We start from the raw sequence: 19184 nt of genomic DNA on the forward strand, positions 1-19184 counted from the left end.
CTGCTATCTACTAACCTGTGAGTGTAGTTGCTGAATCCGGCAATCGTGTGGAGACCGCCGTGTAATTTGGGCGGCCCAGGCCCATTTTAACGCGGAACTCTATGGCAAACGGCAGCACAAGCAAGGCTAAAGCGCAGGTTTCGGTGAATAACATCAGCCGTATGAGTACGGGGCTTTTTGCCTCGGCTGTGATTCTTGTCGCGCCGCTTTTGGTGCTTTTATACCTGTATTTCAGTGAGATTAACCGCGAGCTTGCAACACTTAAAAAGCAAACCGGCAGTATTGAGGCTTTACAGCAGCTGGTTGCGCTGCAAATCCACCTCACTGATGAATACTACAACCGCTATTACCCCAGCCCAGAAACCGTGCAAATTTTGGCCAACAAGAGTGCAGCAGAGGCGGGTTTGGGGGCAGAGCCCGATGTGGCCCTTTGGCTTCTGCAGCTGCAAGCCATGGATGCAGTGCTGGCCCGGCACTATAGCGATTCGGATCTTGGTTGGCAGGCGCTACGCGCACAACTGGAGCCTTTGTGGGCGAGCCGGTCTTGGCAGTCTCAGCTTAACCAATTGCGTACATTACAAACACCGGTACATGAATTTACCCAGCGCTTGATGGTTGCTGCCAATTTAATCTGGAGCAAAGAGCCCGCGGTACGCGAGCAGGCGCGTTTGCTGTTTATCGATTTAACCCATGCCAAGCAGGCGCTGTTTGTCACAACCGAGGCGCTGGCCCAGTTTGCGCTAGCCAAAACTACGGCCGAGCGCGAGAGCGAATTTCAACAGCTGCAAATCACCTTGATCCAGCTGGCCAATGAAAATGTGAATGTTGAATTTGAGCTCCCCGAGGGCATCAGCCAGCAGCAATTAAGCTATGTTGACCTTGTGGATCTGGCACAAAAGGCGCTTAAAAAGAAGCGCCGTCTGGACTTTGTAGGCATTTTGCCAGGTGATGTGGCCGACATGGGGCTGGCGCTGGATGTAGAGAAAATGCGGGGCCTCACCTGGGATAAAATCAGCGAGCTCAACCGCGCCCAATTGCAGCTGGCTGACATCTTGGATGAGCACCTCAATGGTGCCCTTGAGCGCGAGCGCCAATGGCGGATAGTAGTGTTGTTTTGGGTTGCGCTGTTGGTAGTGGCCGCCTGCCTGCTGGGTGGTTACATCATTCACAATATTCGCGCCACCCAGCTGTTTTTGGATCACGAAAACCAACAGCTCGAGGCGCGGGTAAAAGCGCGTACGCAGGAAATTATTGCTGCCAAAAATGAAGCCGAACAACTGAACCGTATTTTGGGTAAGCAAACCCAAATATCAACGGAGCTTGCCCGCAAGGCTGAAATGGCAAGCTCGGCCAAGAGCCTGTTTTTGGCAGCCATGAGTCATGAAATCAGAACCCCGTTAAATGCCGTACTGGGTGGCGCCAATATTCTTGGTAAAACCCAGCTGGACGAACGGCAAAAGGGCATTCTTAGCTTAATTACCCAATCGGGAAAAACCCTGCTGGAGTTGATTAACGAAATTCTCGACTTTTCAAAAATTGAAGCCAATCAACTTGAGCTGGAGTCGGCACTGTTCGATTTGGAACAGCAGCTGCTGGAGATCGTGCAGATGTTTGCACTGAAGGCAAAAGAAAAAGACATTCCATTAAATGTGTTTTTTGATTGCCGCTGTGAAGGTGAATGGCTGGGTGATGCGCTGCGCATTAAGCAGATAGTGATTAATTTATTAAGTAACGCCATCAAGTTTACGGCCAAGGGTTCTATAAGCCTGCGGGTGGGGTTAAATGATGAAAAACAAATACTGATCAGCGTAGAAGATACAGGTATTGGTATTCGCGCGGAGCAGTTAAACAACCTGTTTGAAGCCTTTGTGCAAAGCGACAGTTCAACCACCCGTAAATACGGGGGTACAGGCCTTGGCTTGTCTATCAGTAAGCGCCTGGCTGAAATGCACGGTGGCAATATTTCAGTGGTGAGTACCTTGGGCAAAGGCTCTACATTTATCGTGGCCTTGCCGTTGAAGCATAAAGTGGCGCCGCCTGCCTTTGAGGTTGCCAACCACCTGGGCATTTGCCTGCTGAGCCACTCAAAAGACTTAGAGCGCCAGCTGCGCCAGTGGTATGGCCGCCTGCAGGTGGTAGACAGCGCGAAGAACCTGCGCGACTACCTGGACACCTTGAGCGCTACGCAAAAAGAAAGCTTGGTGGTTGTGGCTGAAAGTGATGCGTTATTGAAAGATCACGACCGTTTGCAAAAAGGCATTTCCCACTGGCGCCAAATGAATATTGAGGTGCCTTGGGTGCTCCTTACAAGCCAGGCGGCATTCGATTGCGACGACACCCATCGCGTTCATATGGAACTCAAAAAAATGGGTTCCAATGTGCAACTGCCACTGTTGAGTAAAGGCAGTAAATTGCGCCAGGCCATAGTGTACGCTGCAGAGCGCTCTGATGGCCCGGCACTCGATTGGATGAATGTGGAAAAAGAGCCACAAGGGCGGCGCTTTAAAGGCCGGGTACTGCTGGCCGAAGACGTAGAGTTCAACCGTGTGATCGCCTGCGAAATTCTGGAAGCCTGCGGGCTTGAAATAGACTGCGTTAACGATGGCGCACAGGCAGTGCGCTATATGCAGAGCTATTACAACGAACCGCAAGCGGATAGAAAAACCATTAAGCTGATTTTGATGGATCTGCATATGCCCGAACTAAACGGGCTGGATGCCACGCGAAAAATCCGCGATCTTGAGCGTGAGGCCTGCCTGCCGGCCATGCCCATTGTGGCCATGACTGCCGATGTATTGGTGGATACCCGCGATCAAATAGAGCAGGTGGGCATGAGTGGTTATTTACCCAAGCCGTTCGAAGAACAAGAGTTACTTGACCTGCTTGCACAGTATTTTCCGCCCGATGAAAGCAATAAGGAAAGCTCACACCCTGTGGCCCAGGCACTGCTTGAGCGCACCGGCCAACAGCTGAACTTAACGCCCAATGGTGGCAGCTCTCAGGCTGCGGCTCCAGCACCTAAAAGCAGTGCACCGGAAATGGCGAAACCGGATGTGGCGCCCGCAAAAGATCCGCTATTTGATGCCGATGCCCTGTTGCGCCGTATGAGGGGGCGCCACGATCGGATGGCAGAATTGGTAAAATCTTTTCTGGCATCACTGCCAGATACGCTTAACAATATAGAGGCACTGCTAGCCACAGACGCCTATTCGGAACTTATTTTTTGTGCCCATACGTTAAAGGGTTCTGCAGCAAATTTGGGGGCAGTTGATTTGCAGCAGCGCATTGCGCGGGTAGAAGATGCTGCGCGTAAACTCGATAGCAATCCCGCCGATATCGAGGCCAAAGCGGTGTTAGAAACTGCCCGAACCAGCCTGCGCGCAGCGGTAGACAGTGCCAGCAAGGCTATGAACAACTACCTTAATACCCCTAAGGAAACCGAGCAGTAATTGTTGCGAAGCTGTTCAGCTCCCCTTAGGGGGCCAGAGGGCTTTACGCGCAGCTTTTGCCTGCTTGTGATTGTTTTGTTTGTTGATAAGCCAGTGATGACAGCTGCTAAGGATCGCCGCTGGCTTGTAAAAATGCCATCAAGAAGCCCGTCAAGAACTCGTGGCAAATAATTCTACCGCCTCTATTGCCCGCGCCCAGCGCGTTAACAGCTGATTGCGCGTGGCTTGCGCCATGGCAGGTTGGCAGCAGCCAGCTGGCTGCCAGTAGCGCTCAATATCCTCCAGGCTTTTAAGCCAACCGATTTGCAGTGCGGTGAGAAAGGCTACACCCAGCACCGTCATTTCCTCTTGCGCCGGGCGGGATACCTCGGTGTTGAGTACATCGGCCAAGCATTGGTTAAAGGGTAAGTTGCGGGTCATGCCGCCGTCGATTTTAAGGTTGGCTATGTCTATGCCATCGGCCTGCATTGCGCGCACCAAATCCTGTGTTTGCAAGGCGATAGATTGAAGTGCCGCAACTACCAGTGCCGCTTTGCCGGTATCGCGGGTAAGGCCAAAGATCGCCCCCCGTGCGGCCGGCTGCCAGTGGGGCGCGCCCAGGCCCGTGAAGGCGGGCACCAGGGTAATCGGGCTGGGTTTGCCCTGGTATTCACGCATAAACGCATCACACTCATTGGCCGATTCGATGAGCGCCAGGCCATCCCTCAGCCATTGCACGGCAGCACCCGCTATAAACACCGAACCCTCAACGGCGTAAGTGCTTTTGCCGTCAAGGCGGTAGCCTAAGGTTGTGAGCAAGCGGTGCTGCGAGTGCGGGGCTGTGTTGCCTGCGTTAACCATCAAAAAGGCGCCGGTTCCAAAGGTGCACTTGGCCTGGCCCTGTTGTATGCAGCCTTGGCCAAGCAGTGCCGCCTGTTGATCACCCGCCATGGCAAAAACGGGTACGGGGCTGCCCAACACGGCGGGGGCTGTGCTCCCGAACTCGGCCACATTGTCGGCAATGGTAGGCAGCAAGCTCTCCGGAATATTGAAGTGCGAAAGCAGGTGTTGATCCCAGTTTCCTGTGTGCAGGTTGTATAGCTGCGTGCGCGAGGCGTTGGTGGCGTCTGTTTTGTGAGATGCACCGCCGGTGAGTTGCCACAATAGCCAGCAATCGATGGTGCCAAAGGCAAGCTTCCCGGCGTTTGCTGCAGCCCTTGCCCCTTCGGTGTTATCGAGTAGCCACTGAATTTTAGTGGCTGAAAAATACGGGTCTAGCATCAGCCCGGTTTTTTCCTGAATCTCGGCTTCTGCTCCCGCGCGGCGCAAGGCATCGCACAGGGGCTCTGTGCGCCTGTCTTGCCAGACAATGGCCGGTGCAATGGGTTTGCCGGTATCGCGGTGCCAAATGAGCGTGGTTTCGCGCTGGTTTGTTATGCCAATGCCCGCCAGTTGTGAAGCCGCAAGCTTGGCTTTACTGAGCGCTTGCCTGCAACTGTTGAGCACTGTTTGCCAAATTTCCTCTGCATCGTGCTCTACCCAGCCATCTTGGGGGAAATGCTGCTGAAAGCTTTCCTGGGCTGCGGCCACCACTTCAAACTTACGATTGAATATAAGTGCCCGGGAACTGGTTGTGCCTTGATCGATGGCGAGAATGAAATCTTTAGACATGTTGTGTCCTGCAGTTGGTGATTTAGGTACAACTGAAACCATTTTCTTGCAGTGTAATTCAAGCGCGGCGGCTGTGGCCAGCATTGAACAATGCCCCCCAAATTGGGGTATGATCAGCGCACAGGATTAAAAGACCTAACAACAGGTAGAACAATGACAAGCGTTTTAGAACAGCTCACCCGTATGACCGACGTAGTGGCAGATACCGGTGATATTGAAGCCATTAGCCGCTTCAAACCTATGGATGCCACCACCAATCCCAGTTTGATTTTGGCCGCCGCGCAAATGCCCGCCTATAAAACTCTGGTAGATGAAGTACTCGCCGGCGCCAAGGGGGATATGAGCGCTGCAGTTGATACGCTGGGTGTGAAAATCGGGCAGCAAATTTTAAAGGAAATTCCGGGCCGTATTTCAACGGAAGTGGATGCGCGTTTATCGTTTGATAAAAACGCCATGATCGAAAAGGCTAACAGCCTCATTAACGCCTATGAAAGCGCGGGCGTTAGTCGTGAGCGGGTGTTGATTAAGCTGGCTTCAACCTGGGAAGGCATTGAAGCAGCCAAGGAACTTGAGTGTGCGGGTATCAACTGCAATCTCACACTGCTTTTTTCATTTGCCCAGGCGGTGGCCTGCGCCGATGCCGGTGTGTACTTAATCAGCCCGTTTGTGGGCCGCATTTACGACTGGTACAAGGCGCAGGGGCAGGTGCCGGCAAGCCCTGAAGAAGACGAAGGCGTGCGTTCCGTGCAGCGCATTTATCAGTACTACAAAGCCCATAATTACAGAACCGTGGTGATGGGCGCGAGCTTTCGCAATGTTGAACAGATCAAAGCGCTGGCCGGTTGTGATCGGCTCACCATCAGCCCGGCTCTGCTGCAATCACTTGCCGATGAGCAGGCGCCATTGGTGCGTCAGCTGAGTCCCGCGGGGCTTGAGGGCGAAGCCAAGCTGAACTTAAACGAGGCGGCGTTCCGTTGGCAGCACAATGAAGATGCCATGGCCACTGAAAAGCTGGCCGAAGGCATTCGCAAGTTTGCAGTAGATCAAGAAAAGCTGGAAGCGCTGCTCGCTGATTGGTAATTTTTTGTGAGCTAAAAGCCGGCACCGCCTTAGCTGGGCGTGCCGGCTTTTTTATGGGCCAAGGTTTTGCGCGTTTTTTAAAACGGAACAATTGTTCAGTATAAGTTGAACAATTGTTCGTAAAAAATGCTTTAAAAACAAAGGTTTACACTGCTTGTTTGATGGCGATAAAATCCGCCGCCCAGAATGTTGTGCGGCTATATTTGCCGCTAATGGATGAGTGATGCCACCGTTTCAAACGCCTTTTTATCTCATTGATGAACAAAAGCTCACAAAAAACATGGATAAAATGGCCTACGTGGCCACTCATTCCGGGGCCAAGTGCCTGCTTGCACTCAAGTGCTTTGCCACCTGGCCCGTGTTTGAGTTAATGAGCAAGGCCATGGCAGGCACCACTTCCTCCAGCCTGTATGAAGTCAAACTTGGGCGCGAAAAATTTGCCGGTGAAACCCATGCCTACAGCGTGGCCTGGGCCGATCACGAAATAGACGAAGTGCTCGCGCACTCGGATAAAATAATCTTTAACTCCCTGTCGCAACTGGCGCGCTTTCAGCAACAATCTGAGGGGCATGTGCGTGGGCTCAGGGTTAACCCTCAGGTAAGCAGCTCAGATTTTCTCTTGGCAGATCCGGCCCGCCCGCACAGCCGCTTGGGTGAGAGCGACCCTGAAAAAATTGCCCGGGTGATTGATAAAATTTCAGGATTTATGTTCCACAACAATTGTGAAAACAATAATTTCGCGTTGTTTTCCAGCATGCTGGATCATATAGAAACCACCTACGGCGCGCTGCTTGCCAAGGTAGATTGGGTAAGCCTGGGTGGCGGCATTCATTTTACCGGTGAGGATTACCCGCTGGCAGATTTTTGTGCGCGCCTAAAGCGCTTTGCCGAGCGCTTTAACGTGCAGGTGTACCTTGAACCCGGTGAAGCGGCCATTACCCAAACTGCCACCCTTGAGGTCAGCGTGCTCGACATAGTTCACAATCACAAAGACATCGCCATTGTGGATAGCTCCATTGAGGCGCACATGCTGGATTTGCTGATCTACCGCCAGAGTGCACGCCTTGCAGAGGCCGGCGATTATCGTTACCAGATTTGTGGCAAGTCGTGTTTGGCGGGAGACATCTTTGGCGAATTTAATTTTGAGAGCCCGTTACAAGTGGGCGACCGGCTTAGCATTCAGGATGTAGCCGGTTACACCATGGTCAAAAAGAATTGGTTTAACGGCTTAACCATGCCCGCCATTGTGGTGGCGCGCGCTGATGGCAGCTACCAGCAGGTGCAGCGCTACAGCTTTGCCGATTACCTGGCAAGCTTTGGCAACATGGCCTGAAATAAATTTCAAATTCATTAAATCATTAGCGAAGCAACCGGTTTCGAGGGGATCAGTATGCCTAAAAAACACGTTTTGATTATTGGCGCCGGTGGCGTTGCCAAAGTGGTGGCCCACAAATGTGCCCAGCACAATCACATTTTGGGTGATATTCACATCGCCTCGCGCAACATCGAAAAGTGCGAAGCCATTATTGAAAGCATTGATAGAAAGCAAAGCCTCAAGGTTGCAGGTACGCTGCGCGCGCACAGTGTTGATGCTATGGATGTACAGGCATTGGTGGCCCTTATTCAAGCCACAGGTGTATCTATGGTGTTAAATCTGGGCTCAAGCTTTGTAAACCAAAGTGTGCTTAAGGCCTGTATTGAGGCGGGTGTTGCCTACCTGGATACCGCCATTCACGAAGACCCGGAAAAAGTATGCGAAACCCCGCCCTGGTATGCCAATTATGAATGGAAACTCAAAGGTGCATGCGCAGCAAAAGGCATAACTGCAATTTTGGGCGCAGGCTTTGACCCGGGTGTAGTAAACGCCTACGCGGCGCTCGCCTGCCAAGAGTATTTTGACGAGGTTGAGTCTATCGATATTCTGGATGTGAATGCGGGCAGCCATGGCAAATATTTTGCCACCAACTTCGACCCCGAGATTAATTTTCGGGAATTTACCGGCCGTGTATGGACCTGGCAAAACCGCGAGTGGACCGCCAATGAAATGTTTGAGGTAAAGCTCACCCGCGAGTTTCCTCAAGTGGGCAGCCAAACCCTTTACTTAACCGGACACGATGAAATTCATTCTCTCAGCCAGAATTTGAATGTACCCAATGTGCGCTTCTGGATGGGCTTTGGCGAGCACTACATCAATGTTTTCAACGTGCTGAAAAACCTCGGGCTGCTTTCAGAACAAGCGGTGACCACCGCCGAAGGGCAAAGTGTAGTGCCCCTTAAAGTTGTAAAAGCGGTGCTGCCAGATCCTGCATCACTGGCGCCTGCCTACCAGGGTAAAACCTGTATTGGCGACTGGATTAGAGGTACGCAAAACGGTGCGCCAAAAGAGCTGTTTATCTACAACATTTGCGATCACGAAGATAACTACCGCGAGGTGGAAAGCCAGGCTATCTCCTACACCGCGGGTGTGCCCGCTGTGGCTGCTGCCCTGCTTATTGCCGAGGGCAGCTGGGATGTGGGCAAAATGGTGAACGTGGAAGAGCTGCCACCCAAACCCTTTCTGGAAAAGCTCGCAAGCCTTGGGCTGACCACGTTTATTCAGGATGCATCGGGCGAGCGCCAGCTTTTTTAAGTGCCAGCTCTTTTAAGCAGTGCTGCCCTACAAGCTACTGATTGGCCAGCCAAATAGTTTGGTAGGGCGCAAGTGTGATCAGCTCCGCTTCGGCATCAAAGGCCTCGCCTGCAATCAAATCCTGCCATGGGTCGTTTGACACCAGGTTTACCGATGAGGTTGCCAACTGCTGGGGCTGATTACTGAGATTGCTGATGCAAAATATATTTTGCTGCCGGTCCAGGCTTTGGCGCCAAAACGCGAACAGGGCATCGCCAAGGTGCAAGGTAAACTGCGTGGCATTGGGGTGAAATGCCGGCTGCTTGGCGCGCAGTTTGATGAGCCGGGTGAGCGCGGCAAAGCTTTGTGCATGTTGGCTTTGCGCGTCTGCCAGTGCGGCCGTGAGTTTGTTTGCCTGCCATTGGTGGCGGTTTATGGCGCGGTTGTGGCCACTGTGTTCCATGCGCTGGTAATCATTGCTCGTGGCTAAAAGGCTATGAATATAAAACGCAGGCACACCCTCCAGCCCCAACATAATAGTGTGCGCGCAAATAAAGCGCGCCAGGTTAAAGGTGTCTGGCCCGTTCACTGTACCTTGCAGCGCATCGTAGAGTGCAATGTTGGCTTCATAGGGGTGGCGCTCGCCATCGGCACCGGTGCGCCAGGAAATGCGCCCGCCAAAGCGGATCAGCGTGTCGGTGAGGGTAATAAGTTCATCCTGAGACAGCAACCCCTCTACCGGGCGCAGGCCAATGCCATCGTGACTGGCAATAAAATTGAAATAGGTTGTGCCGTTACGCGCCGGTGGCATGGTCATCATCCAGCGCTTTAAATGTTTGCTGTCGCCTGTGAGCAGGGCATGTACCAGCAACGGAGGCAGAGAGAAGTTGTAAATCCAGTGGGCTTCGTTGTTGTTGCCAAAATAGGTGAGGTTTTCCTGATTGGGGATGTTGGTTTCAGTGATGATGATGGCATCGGGCGCGGCCTGTTCTATCAGTGCCCGCAAAAGCCTCACCACCTCGTGGGTTTCCGGTAAATTGATGCAGGGGGTGCCCGGTGTTTTCCATAAAAAGGCGATGGCGTCCAGGCGGAAAATCTTCACCCCGTTGTCCAGGTATTGGCGAATAATTCGCACAAATTGCAACAGAACTTCCGGATTTCTGAAATCCAGATCTACCTGATCAAAACTGAAGGTGCACCACACATGTTGCTCGCCCGCGGCTGTTTGTACCGCCTGCAACAAGGGGTTAGTGCGCGGGCGCACCACAGCGCGGGTATCCTGCGTTGGTGGCGCTGTGTAAAAGTAATCTTTGCCCGGATCTTTCTGGTTTATGAAGTTGTCAAACCAGAGGCTGCGGGCAGAGCAGTGATTAATTACAAGATCCGCCATCAGCCGGTAGTCGTTGGCGATGTTGCGCAGGTGCGACCAATCCCCCAATGCCGGGTTCACACTGGAGTAATCCATTACCGAAAAGCCGTCGTCTGAGCTGTAAGGGCAAAACGGCAGTATGTGTACGCTGTTAACCACACCTTTTAAATGCGTATCCAAAAATTGTTTCAGGGTGTGCAATGGCGCTTCATTTTCAGACAGCAATGTATCGCCGTAGGTGATGACAATGGCGTCTGCCGCATCCCAGCGATTGGTGTATGGGTCTATATCGCGCGCGCCCTGGGTGAGCGCCATGGCACCTACCAGTTGTTCAGCCAGTTGGTTGGTATCAAGATCGGGGCGCACTTGATGGTAAATTCTGTGCAAGTGATCAACCAAACGCTGGTGTAGGTGCTGCTGGGCATCCATTGCGCTATTCCTCAGGAAAATTTTTCGTTATCGGATTCAACCGCGGCTTTTAAGCGCTCCAGTACATCGGGCATGGCACTGATGACCCGGTTCCAGCTGGGGATGAAAGGTGCCTCCATTGGGCTTTCCAAAAAGGATTCGCCGGCTTTCATAATGTTTTTGGCAAACAGCTCTACGGCTTTTTCTTCATTGTGAATATCGAGGCTCAGGCCATTCATAATGGCATCGGCCTGGAACGATTCAATCAAATCCAGCGCATTGCGGTAGTAGGTGGCCTTGATTGAGCGGAAGGTTTCCGTATTAAAGGTAATGCCCTGGGTGGCCAGCTTTCGAAACAACGCCTTGGAAATATCGATAGACATTTTAGACAGGCCACCGGCATCGCTATTGGCCGAAAGGTCCTGGTGTTTGTGGTCGTACACATCGGCAATGTCTACCTGGCACAGGCGATTGGTTGAATTGTTGCGGTACATTTCACTGAGTACGCCAATTTCCAAGCCCCAGTCACTGGGTATGCGGATATCGTTTAGCACATCGGTGCGAAAGGAAAATTCACCTGCCAGAGAATAGCGGAAGGTGTCCATGTATTGCAGGTAGTTCAGCTCGCCAAAAATTTTTTTCAGCGAGTGCAGCAACGGCGTTACCAGTAAGCGCGATACCCGGCCATTGAGCTTGCCGTCTGCCACGCGCGCGTAGTAGCCCTTGCAAAAGAGGTAGTTAAAGCGGGGGTTGGCCACCGGATAAATCAGGCGCGCCAGTAAATCGCGGGTGTAGGTCACTATGTCGCAATCGTGCAGTGCTATGGATTGTGCTTTTTGGCTGGCCAGGCTGTAGCCGATGCAATACCACACATTGCGGCCCTTGCCTGGCTGCGTGGGCGCAAGGCCCATGCGCAATAGCTCTGCATCCAGCGCGCGCAACTCCGGGCCATCGTTCCAGAGCACGCGGTGATGTTGTGGCAACTTTGAGAAAAAGCTGAGCGCCTTTCGGTATTGTTCTTCATTGGCGCGATCCAGACCAATGACAATTTCAGACAAATAGGGCACCTCGGTGAGTTCTTCCACAATGTGCGGCAGTGCGTCGCCTTCAAGCTCTGAGTAGAGTGAGGGCAGAATCAAACCCATTGGCCGTTGTTCGGAAAACGCCAACAGTTCGGCATCCATTTCTTCGGTGGGGCGGCGGGTTAAATTGTGCAGCGTGGTAATGATGCCATTTTGATGAAAGTCGGCCATGGTCGGCTCCTGCAATAAAAGCGTGTGTAATTCACTCTATTGCAAATAGGTTGCCAACCTTCTATTGCGCGCTGCACTCGCTGTGTGCGCGCGCAACCCGTGCCAAAAGTTGTGCAATGCCCGGTGCCCAACCGGCGGGCCCTGGCGCCTCAGAGATGATCATGCTCGGGTGGTTTGGTACCTCGGGCGGCGGATTCACCGGCGAGCGCACCACCAGCGCGTGGTCGGCCGCTTGCAGCATGGGTGCATCATTTGCGCCGTCGCCTGCGGCAAGGGTGCAGGTGGGCAATTTATTTTTATATTCATACACGCCTGCTAACCAGCGCAGTGCTTTGCCTTTATCGCTGTTGCCCACAATGTGCAAAAATCGCCCACCTTCCACCACTTTTGCACCCATCTGGTGCATGTGTTCGGCAAAGGTGCGCTTGCTTTGATTGTCGCCCAACCAAAGCAGTGGCTCTGAAAACTCCCGCTGGTTGGCCAGTGCCGCAGCTTCCGCCGAGAGGCCCGTGGTTTGTGCAATGCCCTTGCTGCCCATTTGTTGAAAGCTTGCATACAAGCCGTGAAACGCTTTGGCTTGCGCGAGCAGCATCTGCCAATAACTGCGCGGGTGGCTTAAACCAAAGCGCCAATAGCCGTGCTGTAAACTGGCATTGCCCAGCCGATGAATAGCGCGCTCTGGCAAGAAGTGCAGCGGCAAATACACGCCTGCACCATTTTCTGTGATGAACGGCGCGTGATTACCTAATTTTTCCCGCAACGGCAGAAGCTCTGCAAAGGTTTTACTGGTGTTGCAAATAAGCGGTATGCCCTGTTCGCGCAGTTCATTGAGCTGGGCCTTAGCCGGCTCAAAACTGTAGTTGTGGTGATCCAGCAAAGTGCCATCAAGATCGGTAAAAACCAGTGTCTGCATGGGTTAGATCCTGTGGATTGCTTGCGTGATGGTGCGCGTCTCATCGAGGTTATACAGGTGCTGCACGCGCTCAGGCAGGGTGCGCAGCATATGCTCGGTGAGCCGCTGGTAGTGGGCAATAAATCGCGCGAGCTGGGCATCATTCATGATGCCTGCATGGGTATCAGTGCCATTGGAATCACTGGCTTGCCACTGGGCTTTAAGCGCTTGTTCTTGTTGCTTGCGCCAGTTAGACACACAGGCGAAGCTGGGCGCGCGCAACATTACCCATTCATCGATAAGCTGAAACCATTGCGGGTAGTGTTCGCTTAAGGCTGTGTTTACATAGTGGCGCCATAGGCCTCGGGCATCTTCTTGCGCTTCGAGTGCATTCACAGGTTCGGCCAGCTCGCTTGCCGTTTGCGGTGTGCAACCCATGCACCAGCCCTCCACAATAATTACTGCAAGAGGCGTTGTTTGTGTGCGCCAGAGGTGCTCGGGCGCGCGGTCGTCCAGGTGTTTTTCAAACAGTGGAATGCGTGCGTGCTTGCCGGCAAGCAGGTGCTGTAAGGTTCTGCATGCAAGCTCAACATCGTGGGTGCCGGGCACGCCACGGGTGGCCAGCAGCGGGTGCACGGTGCGCGCGAGTTGCGCGCGTGCCTGTTTGGTTAGGTAGAAATCGTCTTGCGACATGCACAAGCTGGCGACGCCCGCGGCATTTAGCTGTTCGGATAAATAGCGCGCCAAGGTAGATTTACCCGAGCCCTGGCAGCCATTGATGCCGACTACCCTTGGGCGTGTGTTGCCCTTGGCACTTGCCACCAAGTGGTTGATCAGCGGGCCGAAGTGCTCGGGCGCGCTGGCTAAAAATTCCGCGGGCAAGGGTGTGGCTTGCTGCATTGTGATTTTTGCTCCTGCGTTTTCTCGCTTAACCGTATCACCGTTGGTAGGCCTTGGCCCGAACGCAACTGTTTTAACGCGCAATGTAACAAAGCACAACATTGGCAAGTGCCATTTTATAGCGCCGGGTGGTGCGCACATGTCGGGCATTGCACAGTCAGGCTTTACCAGATGCCTTAGCTTATGCAGGTGCTGTGCCAGTGCTTAGTGCAACTGGCCTTGTATTTAAGGAGTGTGAGCAAGGCACAGTGTGCACAGCAAGCTGTGTAGCGCAGTGGGTGTGAGGTGCGGTGTTTAGGCAATTTGCAGTTGAGGCGGGTGCTCCAAGCCGCCGATTAGCTGCGGCTTGAAGGCGAGGTTACTTTTCTTCGAAGCGGTTTTCCGCCACGTTTTTCACGCAGGTGTCTGGGTCGAACACGCGCCCGTTCATGGCAATGTATACGCCCTCGGGCAGGGTTTGGGCCGCCATTACCGCAGCGCCCAAATTGAATACCGCATCGGAATCGCGAAACTCCGCCGGGTACATGGCGCCCATCAACACAATGGTTTTGCCTTTAATGCCCTTTAGCGCCTGGCCTGTGAGGGTAAGGGTATCTGTGCCGTGGGTAATCACGATGTTGTGGCCGGCTTGTTGCTCTGCAGTTTCACGAATGAGTGCGCGGTCTTGCTCGGTGATGTCGAGGCTGTCTTTGCGAAACAACGGGATGATGGGGGTATCGAGTGTTACGCCCGCGCGCTCTAGAATCTTGGGCGCCTGGGGCTGGCCGATGTGGTAGTCGTTTTTGGCATCGTAATAAATTTTATCGATGGTGCCGCCGGTGGTGATGATTGTAACGCTCATAGTAACCTCTCAAACGGTGAGCGCCGGGCTTGGTGCCCCACAAATGGCTTGCCCGGTTGGCTCGTTAGTGCCCATGTGACGAACAGTATGGCAAATACCTGAGCCCGGGTTGTGGGCAGGCGCGCCTGAGCCGTTACAATGGCGGCCCGCATTTTTAAATTAACCCAAATAGCCTCATCACATGCAGCAAAACTTACTTATTGTGGGCTATGTGTGGCCCGAACCCCGCTCGTCGGCTGCCGGTACCCGCATAGTGCAACTGATCCAGTGGGCGCAGGCCGCGGGTTATGTCGTCACCTTTGCCTCTGCGGCCGAGCCGGGCGAGGGCGCGGCCGATTTGCCAGCCCTGGGTGTGGCCTGTGAGCCCATAGCCCTTAATTGCTCGAGCTTTGATCGTTGGGTGGCAGCGCTTGGGCCAGCGGTGGTGATTTTCGACAGATTTGTGTGCGAAGAGCAGTTCGGCTGGCGCGTGGCTGCGGCTTGCCCAACTGCTGTAAGGCTGCTGGATTCTGAAGATCTGCACTGCCTGCGCGATGCCCGCGCGCGCGCGCACAAGGCAGGCCAACCGGTGCTTGTGCCCACCGATGCCGATCTTTTCAGCGAAATGGCCCAGCGCGAGCTTGCCAGTATTTACCGCTGCGATCTCACCCTTGTGATTTCCGATGCCGAAATAACGCTCTTGACCGAACGGCTACAGGTGCCGGTATTTCTGCTGCACCACTGCCCGTTTATGTTTGCGCCTGCCCAAAAAGGCGAGGGCAAGCCATTTGATGCGCGGCGCCATTTTGTCTTCATTGGCAATTACCGGCACGCCCCCAATTGGGATGCCGTGCGCTACCTGCGCGAGATCTGGCCGGCCATTCGCGCATCGCTGCCAGACGCCGAGCTGCATCTGTATGGCGCCTACCCGCCTAAAAAGGCCATGCAGCTCGATAACCCGGCGCTGGGTTTTCGGGTGTTGGGTTGGGCGCCCGATGCGCTGGCGGTGTTGGGGGCGGCAAGGGTGTGCTTGGCGCCCCTGCGCTTTGGGGCGGGCATCAAGGGCAAGCTGGCCGAGGCCATGGCCTGTGAAACCCCCAGTGTAACAACGCCAATAGGTGCCGAAGGCATGACGGCCCTGGGTCGCCTTGCCTGGCCGGGTGCAGTGGCCAGTGACTCCGAGGGCTTGGTGGCCGCGGCCGTGGCGCTGTACCAGAATGAAGCGCACTGGCAGGCTGCCAGTGCGCGCTGTGTGGCGCACTTTAACGCCTTGTTCGACTTTGAAACCCAGGCCCAAGCGCTCAGTGCGCAGGTTCTGCCACTGTTGGCACCTGAGCGACTCACTGCGCACCGGCGCAGAAATATTACCGGTGCAATGCTCGCGCAAAACGCCCGGCGCGCCAGTGAGTTTATGTCGCGCTGGATAGAGGTGAAAACCCAGTTGGCAACCTATACCGATGCCGACAGCTAACGCCGCCTAAGCCTGTGTATTGTCAGGCGCTTTTGCGAATATTGTCGTCGTATTTTTTGCTGAGTACATCGTAAAACTGCTCGCGCAATTTGTAGATGTCTTGCTTTAGGTCGGCAATTTCCTGGTTGCTGATGTCGCGCCGGCCCACGTAAACCTGCTTTCGAAACAGGGCAATTTGCGCACCGTATAAGCGCAGGTTTTTCTCCAGCCCCTTTTCGCCAATTAGCAACAGGTTGGCCTCGGCATCGGCCATGCGCCGGAACTCCTGCACCAGTTCATTGTTGATGTTATCAAGCTCGGCCCGGCGCGCCTGTGGCCAGCGAGCGCCAAAACGCACAGATTCAATCACCAGTGCCGAATATTTGGCGAAAATATGGCTGACGTTGCCCATCTGGCGCGACACTTCTTCATATACCTTGAGCTTGCGCTTGGCGGCCACCGCATCGGGTGATGTGGGTGTGTTGGCTGTGCGGTTGCGGGTAAACCAAAGCCCCACGCCCAGTAGCAGCGCGCCCATCGCAATTTTTGCCAGCGTATCGAGCAGCGCCCAGAATGTTGCGTAATCCATGTTGGAAACCCTCGCCATTGGGTGGGCCGCCAAAAAATTGACACCCGACCCATGTTTACCTTACTCAAGGTGACTAGAGCAAAAGCCGGGCCACATGGGGGCTAGAGGGGTTTAGCGGGGGTAGGGCGCTTAGGCGCGGGGGTTAAAGCTTGCCGGCCGGTTGCGCAGGGGCTCGAGAATGGGCTCAAGGCCATTGACCTTGATTTCGTGAATCAGCCCCAACAGCTCGCCAAGTTTGCCCTTGGGAAAGCCCTGGCCGTGAAACCACACGAGGTAGGGCTCGGGTAAATCGGCTAGCATTTGGCCCTGGTACTTGCCGAAGGGCATAGGGGTTGTCACCAGCAAGCGCAGGTATTCGGGCGGAAAGGGTTGCACCTTAGCCTCCTGCCAGTTTTACGGTAAAGCCACGCTTTTCCAGCTCGGCCTTGAGCTTCTCGCGCATGTCGCCCTGGATTTCTATGTCCCAGTCTTTTACTGAGCCGCCCACGCCGCACACCTGCTTGAGTGCCTTGGCCAAGGTTTTCAGTTCATCTTTGCCAAGGCCCAGGCCTGTTACCACGCTCACAGATTTGCCGCCGCGGCCCTTGGAGCTGCGGGTAATGCGCACTATGCCGTCGCCGGCCGGTGGCGTGAGGCTTGGGGCTTTTTCATCTACCCGGCCGGTTTCAGTGGAATATACCAGACGGCTGTTTTTACTCATGGGAAGCGGTGACCTTTTGCAATTTTTGAAAGTAAACGCCCGTTAATACCAGTGCCACGCCCAGAGAAAACAGCAGGGCAGGGTTGATAGACAGCCAGCCGCCGTAGGCGAAAACCGGCGCCAGAAAAACAGACACAAACAAGCCGCTGCTGATCATTTTTTCGGCGCGCTCGGGCAGGGTGATGGATTGATTGCAATGGGGGCAGGGGAAGGCCTGGCGCTTGAGGTACACCTGCAACAGGTTTTTCTCTTTGAGCTCGGCCTTGGTAACGGGCGTTTCGCACCAGGGGCATTTCAAGCGGGATAAAATCAGTGACATAGGCATTCTCGATTATTTGAGCGGCCACCTGAGGTGGCGAGCGGCCTGCAGGCATTGCAAATTGTGTGGGCTATTGTAATCCTTGGCAGCACGCGAGCAACCACGATCCTCAATCATGCACACAATTCAGGGCAAATAATGAGCCACACACCCGAGCCACACACACCTGCAAGCCTTCGCACCCGCATTGCAGAGGTGATTTTCGGCTTTGATACCCCGGCCGGGCGCACCTTCGATCTGGTGTTGATTGCGCTAATTCTGGTGAGCGTGCTGGTGATGATGCTGGAGTCTGTGAGTGGGTTGGGTGAATCCTGGCAGTTTGCGCTCACTGTTGCCGAGTGGGTGTTTACGCTGATTTTCACCCTGGAATACGGTGTGCGTATTTATGTGTCTGATAACCGCTGGGCCTACATAAAAAGCTTTTACGGGCTAGTGGATTTGCTGTCTATTCTGCCGAGTTATTTGGGCCTGTTTATTGGTGACATCAATTACCTGCTCACCATTCGCCTGCTGCGGGTGTTGCGAATATTCCGCATTTTAAAACTGGCCCGCTATTTAAAAGAGGCCAATGTGCTGGTGCGTTCAATGGTGATGGCGCGCCGGAAAATACTCGTATTTTTCAGCTCGGTGTTGGTGCTTACCACTGTGTTTGGCTCGCTCATGTATGTGGTAGAAGGGCCGGAAAACGGCTTTACCAGTATCCCCAAAAGTATTTACTGGGCCATTGTGAGCATTACTACCGTGGGCTATGGCGACATTACGCCCCAAACAGGCTTTGGGCAGTTTTTAGCCGCACTGGTGATGCTCACGGGTTATTCCATCATTGCCATTCCCACGGGGATATTTACCGCAGAACTTGTGCAACAGGTAACCCAGCAGCGCCAGAGTGTGCGCTGTGGGCGCTGCACCAAGGCCGATCACGATATAGACGCACGCTTTTGCAAGCATTGCGGCCATGGGCTTGAAGGCGATACCTAGCCGCGCCACCTGCTCCGCGTACTATTGCCAGACAATACTGAGCGCGAGCGCGGCAATCACTACGGCAAATACCCGGTTAATGCGGCCCTGATGGCGCGAAAGCCAGGTGAGTACAGCAGGCGTGGCCAAGCCCCAGGCCACCAGCAGATACCAGAGGGTGTCTATCACACCGGCGGTTGCCGCAAGAATGAGCTTATCTTGCAGGCTTGCCCCGGTATCAATGAACTGGCTAAACAGCGCCAGAAAAAACACCGCCATTTTCGGGTTTAGCGCAGCAATCAAGAGGCCGCTGATAAACCCCTTGCGCTTGTGATCGGGCTCGGGCTGGCTGCCTGTTTCTTGTGGTTTGGGTTTCCCTGCAGTGAAGCTTTTGTAGGCTAAATACAACAGAAAAGCCGCACCTGCGTAGCGAATCAAATCAAAGATCATGGGTGAGCTGGCAATGATCACCGCCAGCCCAAGTGCGGTGGCTGCGGCATAGCCGGTAACGCCCAAGCCATGGCCGAGGGCCGTGAGCATGCCCGCCTGGCGCCCGTGGGACACGGTATTGTTCATTACCACCGCAAGGCTCGGGCCTGGTGACATGGCACCCAGGGTGCAAATGCCCGCCACCGCGAGCCAACTGCTTAACAGCATGGGTAAACCTCAACGCATTTCCTGAAATTCGGCCTCGGAGTGTGCAGATTTCGCGGTACAATTGCCAGCTTTTGCACAGGGCG

At 54.1% G+C, this 19184-nt stretch carries 17 protein-coding genes; 6 read left to right on the forward strand and 11 right to left on the reverse strand.

Going from position 1 to position 19184, the window contains the following annotated elements:
• Positions 1-101: 101 nt before the first annotated feature.
• The gene (locus L1F30_RS05810) at positions 102-3449 is read left to right on the forward strand and encodes an ATP-binding protein (protein WP_253360582.1); all 3348 of its coding nucleotides are present in this window, start codon (positions 102-104) and stop codon (positions 3447-3449) included.
• Positions 3450-3599: 150 nt separating this feature from the next.
• Here L1F30_RS05810 and glpK read toward each other — a convergent pair whose 3' ends face one another.
• The gene (gene glpK / locus L1F30_RS05815) at positions 3600-5099 is read right to left on the reverse strand and encodes a glycerol kinase GlpK (RefSeq protein WP_253360584.1); all 1500 of its coding nucleotides are present in this window, start codon (positions 5097-5099) and stop codon (positions 3600-3602) included.
• Positions 5100-5252: 153 nt separating this feature from the next.
• On the opposite strand from glpK, the gene tal reads away from it, so the two are divergent.
• The 3 genes from tal (at position 5253) to L1F30_RS05830 (ending at position 8808) form a co-directional block, all read left to right on the forward strand.
• Positions 5253-6179: a transaldolase gene (gene tal / locus L1F30_RS05820; RefSeq protein WP_253360586.1), complete on the forward strand. Its 927-nt coding sequence runs from the start codon at positions 5253-5255 to the stop codon at positions 6177-6179.
• A gap of 223 nt (positions 6180-6402) precedes the next feature.
• Positions 6403-7512, forward strand: a complete 1110-nt coding sequence (locus tag L1F30_RS05825) for a carboxynorspermidine decarboxylase (RefSeq protein ID WP_253360588.1) — start codon at positions 6403-6405, stop codon at positions 7510-7512.
• A 57-nt stretch (positions 7513-7569) separates the two neighbouring features.
• Positions 7570-8808: a saccharopine dehydrogenase family protein gene (locus L1F30_RS05830; protein WP_253360590.1), complete on the forward strand. Its 1239-nt coding sequence runs from the start codon at positions 7570-7572 to the stop codon at positions 8806-8808.
• Between the two features lie 34 nt (positions 8809-8842).
• Here the strand turns inward: L1F30_RS05830 and L1F30_RS05835 are convergent, their stop codons facing one another.
• The 5 genes from L1F30_RS05835 to L1F30_RS05855 form a co-directional block, all read right to left on the reverse strand.
• The gene (locus L1F30_RS05835) at positions 8843-10585 is read right to left on the reverse strand and encodes an alpha-amylase family glycosyl hydrolase (protein ID WP_253360592.1); all 1743 of its coding nucleotides are present in this window, start codon (positions 10583-10585) and stop codon (positions 8843-8845) included.
• A gap of 11 nt (positions 10586-10596) precedes the next feature.
• Positions 10597-11817, reverse strand: coding sequence for a glycosyl transferase (locus tag L1F30_RS05840; protein WP_253360594.1), 1221 nt, complete (start codon positions 11815-11817; stop codon positions 10597-10599).
• A gap of 61 nt (positions 11818-11878) precedes the next feature.
• Positions 11879-12730, reverse strand: a complete 852-nt coding sequence (locus L1F30_RS05845; protein ID WP_253360596.1) for a mannosyl-3-phosphoglycerate phosphatase — start codon at positions 12728-12730, stop codon at positions 11879-11881.
• A gap of 3 nt (positions 12731-12733) precedes the next feature.
• Positions 12734-13609 carry a hypothetical protein gene (locus L1F30_RS05850; RefSeq protein ID WP_253360598.1) on the reverse strand — a complete coding sequence of 292 codons (876 nt, stop codon included), beginning with the start codon at positions 13607-13609 and terminating at the stop codon, positions 12734-12736.
• A gap of 358 nt (positions 13610-13967) precedes the next feature.
• Complete coding sequence (locus tag L1F30_RS05855) at positions 13968-14450, reverse strand: asparaginase domain-containing protein (RefSeq protein WP_253360600.1); 483 nt, start codon at positions 14448-14450, stop codon at positions 13968-13970.
• Positions 14451-14631: 181 nt separating this feature from the next.
• Here L1F30_RS05855 and L1F30_RS05860 point away from each other — a divergent pair, with 181 nt between their 5' ends.
• Positions 14632-15900 carry a glycosyltransferase gene (locus L1F30_RS05860; RefSeq protein ID WP_253360602.1) on the forward strand — a complete coding sequence of 423 codons (1269 nt, stop codon included), beginning with the start codon at positions 14632-14634 and terminating at the stop codon, positions 15898-15900.
• A 22-nt stretch (positions 15901-15922) separates the two neighbouring features.
• Here L1F30_RS05860 and L1F30_RS05865 read toward each other — a convergent pair whose 3' ends face one another.
• From L1F30_RS05865 to L1F30_RS05880, 4 genes are all read right to left on the reverse strand, one after another.
• Positions 15923-16468, reverse strand: a complete 546-nt coding sequence (locus L1F30_RS05865; protein ID WP_253360604.1) for an energy transducer TonB — start codon at positions 16466-16468, stop codon at positions 15923-15925.
• A 129-nt stretch (positions 16469-16597) separates the two neighbouring features.
• The gene (locus L1F30_RS05870; protein WP_371922650.1) at positions 16598-16843 is read right to left on the reverse strand and encodes a DUF3820 family protein; all 246 of its coding nucleotides are present in this window, start codon (positions 16841-16843) and stop codon (positions 16598-16600) included.
• A 1-nt stretch (position 16844) separates the two neighbouring features.
• Complete coding sequence (gene yciH / locus L1F30_RS05875; RefSeq protein ID WP_253360606.1) at positions 16845-17168, reverse strand: stress response translation initiation inhibitor YciH; 324 nt, start codon at positions 17166-17168, stop codon at positions 16845-16847.
• The gene (locus tag L1F30_RS05880; RefSeq protein WP_253360608.1) at positions 17161-17487 is read right to left on the reverse strand and encodes a hypothetical protein; all 327 of its coding nucleotides are present in this window, start codon (positions 17485-17487) and stop codon (positions 17161-17163) included. Before L1F30_RS05880 ends, yciH begins: the two co-directional genes overlap by 8 nt.
• Positions 17488-17625: 138 nt before the next feature.
• Here L1F30_RS05880 and L1F30_RS05885 point away from each other — a divergent pair, with 138 nt between their 5' ends.
• Entirely contained in the window at positions 17626-18465 is an 840-nt protein-coding gene (locus L1F30_RS05885; protein WP_253360610.1) for an ion transporter, read from the forward strand.
• A 21-nt stretch (positions 18466-18486) separates the two neighbouring features.
• Here the strand turns inward: L1F30_RS05885 and L1F30_RS05890 are convergent, their stop codons facing one another.
• Positions 18487-19101: a LysE family translocator gene (locus L1F30_RS05890; RefSeq protein WP_253360612.1), complete on the reverse strand. Its 615-nt coding sequence runs from the start codon at positions 19099-19101 to the stop codon at positions 18487-18489.
• Positions 19102-19184 lie beyond the last annotated feature (83 nt).

The sequence above is a fragment of the Simiduia sp. 21SJ11W-1 genome (assembly GCF_024138675.1).
In the GTDB taxonomy this organism is placed as follows: Bacteria; Pseudomonadota; Gammaproteobacteria; order Pseudomonadales; family Cellvibrionaceae; genus Simiduia.

Bases quoted from the DNA above. Each gene is read 5' to 3' on its own strand.
- L1F30_RS05810 (WP_253360582.1), top strand. From the start codon at position 102: ATGGCAAACGGCAGCACAAGCAAGGCTAAAGCGCAGGTTTCGGTGAAT.
- glpK (WP_253360584.1), bottom strand. From the start codon at position 5,099: ATGTCTAAAGATTTCATTCTCGCCATCGATCAAGGCACAACCAGTTCC.
- tal (WP_253360586.1), top strand. From the start codon at position 5,253: ATGACAAGCGTTTTAGAACAGCTCACCCGTATGACCGACGTAGTGGCA.
- L1F30_RS05825 (WP_253360588.1), top strand. From the start codon at position 6,403: ATGCCACCGTTTCAAACGCCTTTTTATCTCATTGATGAACAAAAGCTC.
- L1F30_RS05830 (WP_253360590.1), top strand. From the start codon at position 7,570: ATGCCTAAAAAACACGTTTTGATTATTGGCGCCGGTGGCGTTGCCAAA.
- L1F30_RS05835 (WP_253360592.1), bottom strand. From the start codon at position 10,585: ATGGATGCCCAGCAGCACCTACACCAGCGTTTGGTTGATCACTTGCAC.
- L1F30_RS05840 (WP_253360594.1), bottom strand. From the start codon at position 11,817: ATGGCCGACTTTCATCAAAATGGCATCATTACCACGCTGCACAATTTA.
- L1F30_RS05845 (WP_253360596.1), bottom strand. From the start codon at position 12,730: ATGCAGACACTGGTTTTTACCGATCTTGATGGCACTTTGCTGGATCAC.
- L1F30_RS05850 (WP_253360598.1), bottom strand. From the start codon at position 13,609: ATGCAGCAAGCCACACCCTTGCCCGCGGAATTTTTAGCCAGCGCGCCC.
- L1F30_RS05855 (WP_253360600.1), bottom strand. From the start codon at position 14,450: ATGAGCGTTACAATCATCACCACCGGCGGCACCATCGATAAAATTTAT.
- L1F30_RS05860 (WP_253360602.1), top strand. From the start codon at position 14,632: ATGCAGCAAAACTTACTTATTGTGGGCTATGTGTGGCCCGAACCCCGC.
- L1F30_RS05865 (WP_253360604.1), bottom strand. From the start codon at position 16,468: ATGGATTACGCAACATTCTGGGCGCTGCTCGATACGCTGGCAAAAATT.
- yciH (WP_253360606.1), bottom strand. From the start codon at position 17,168: ATGAGTAAAAACAGCCGTCTGGTATATTCCACTGAAACCGGCCGGGTA.
- L1F30_RS05880 (WP_253360608.1), bottom strand. From the start codon at position 17,487: ATGTCACTGATTTTATCCCGCTTGAAATGCCCCTGGTGCGAAACGCCC.
- L1F30_RS05885 (WP_253360610.1), top strand. From the start codon at position 17,626: ATGAGCCACACACCCGAGCCACACACACCTGCAAGCCTTCGCACCCGC.
- L1F30_RS05890 (WP_253360612.1), bottom strand. From the start codon at position 19,101: ATGCTGTTAAGCAGTTGGCTCGCGGTGGCGGGCATTTGCACCCTGGGT.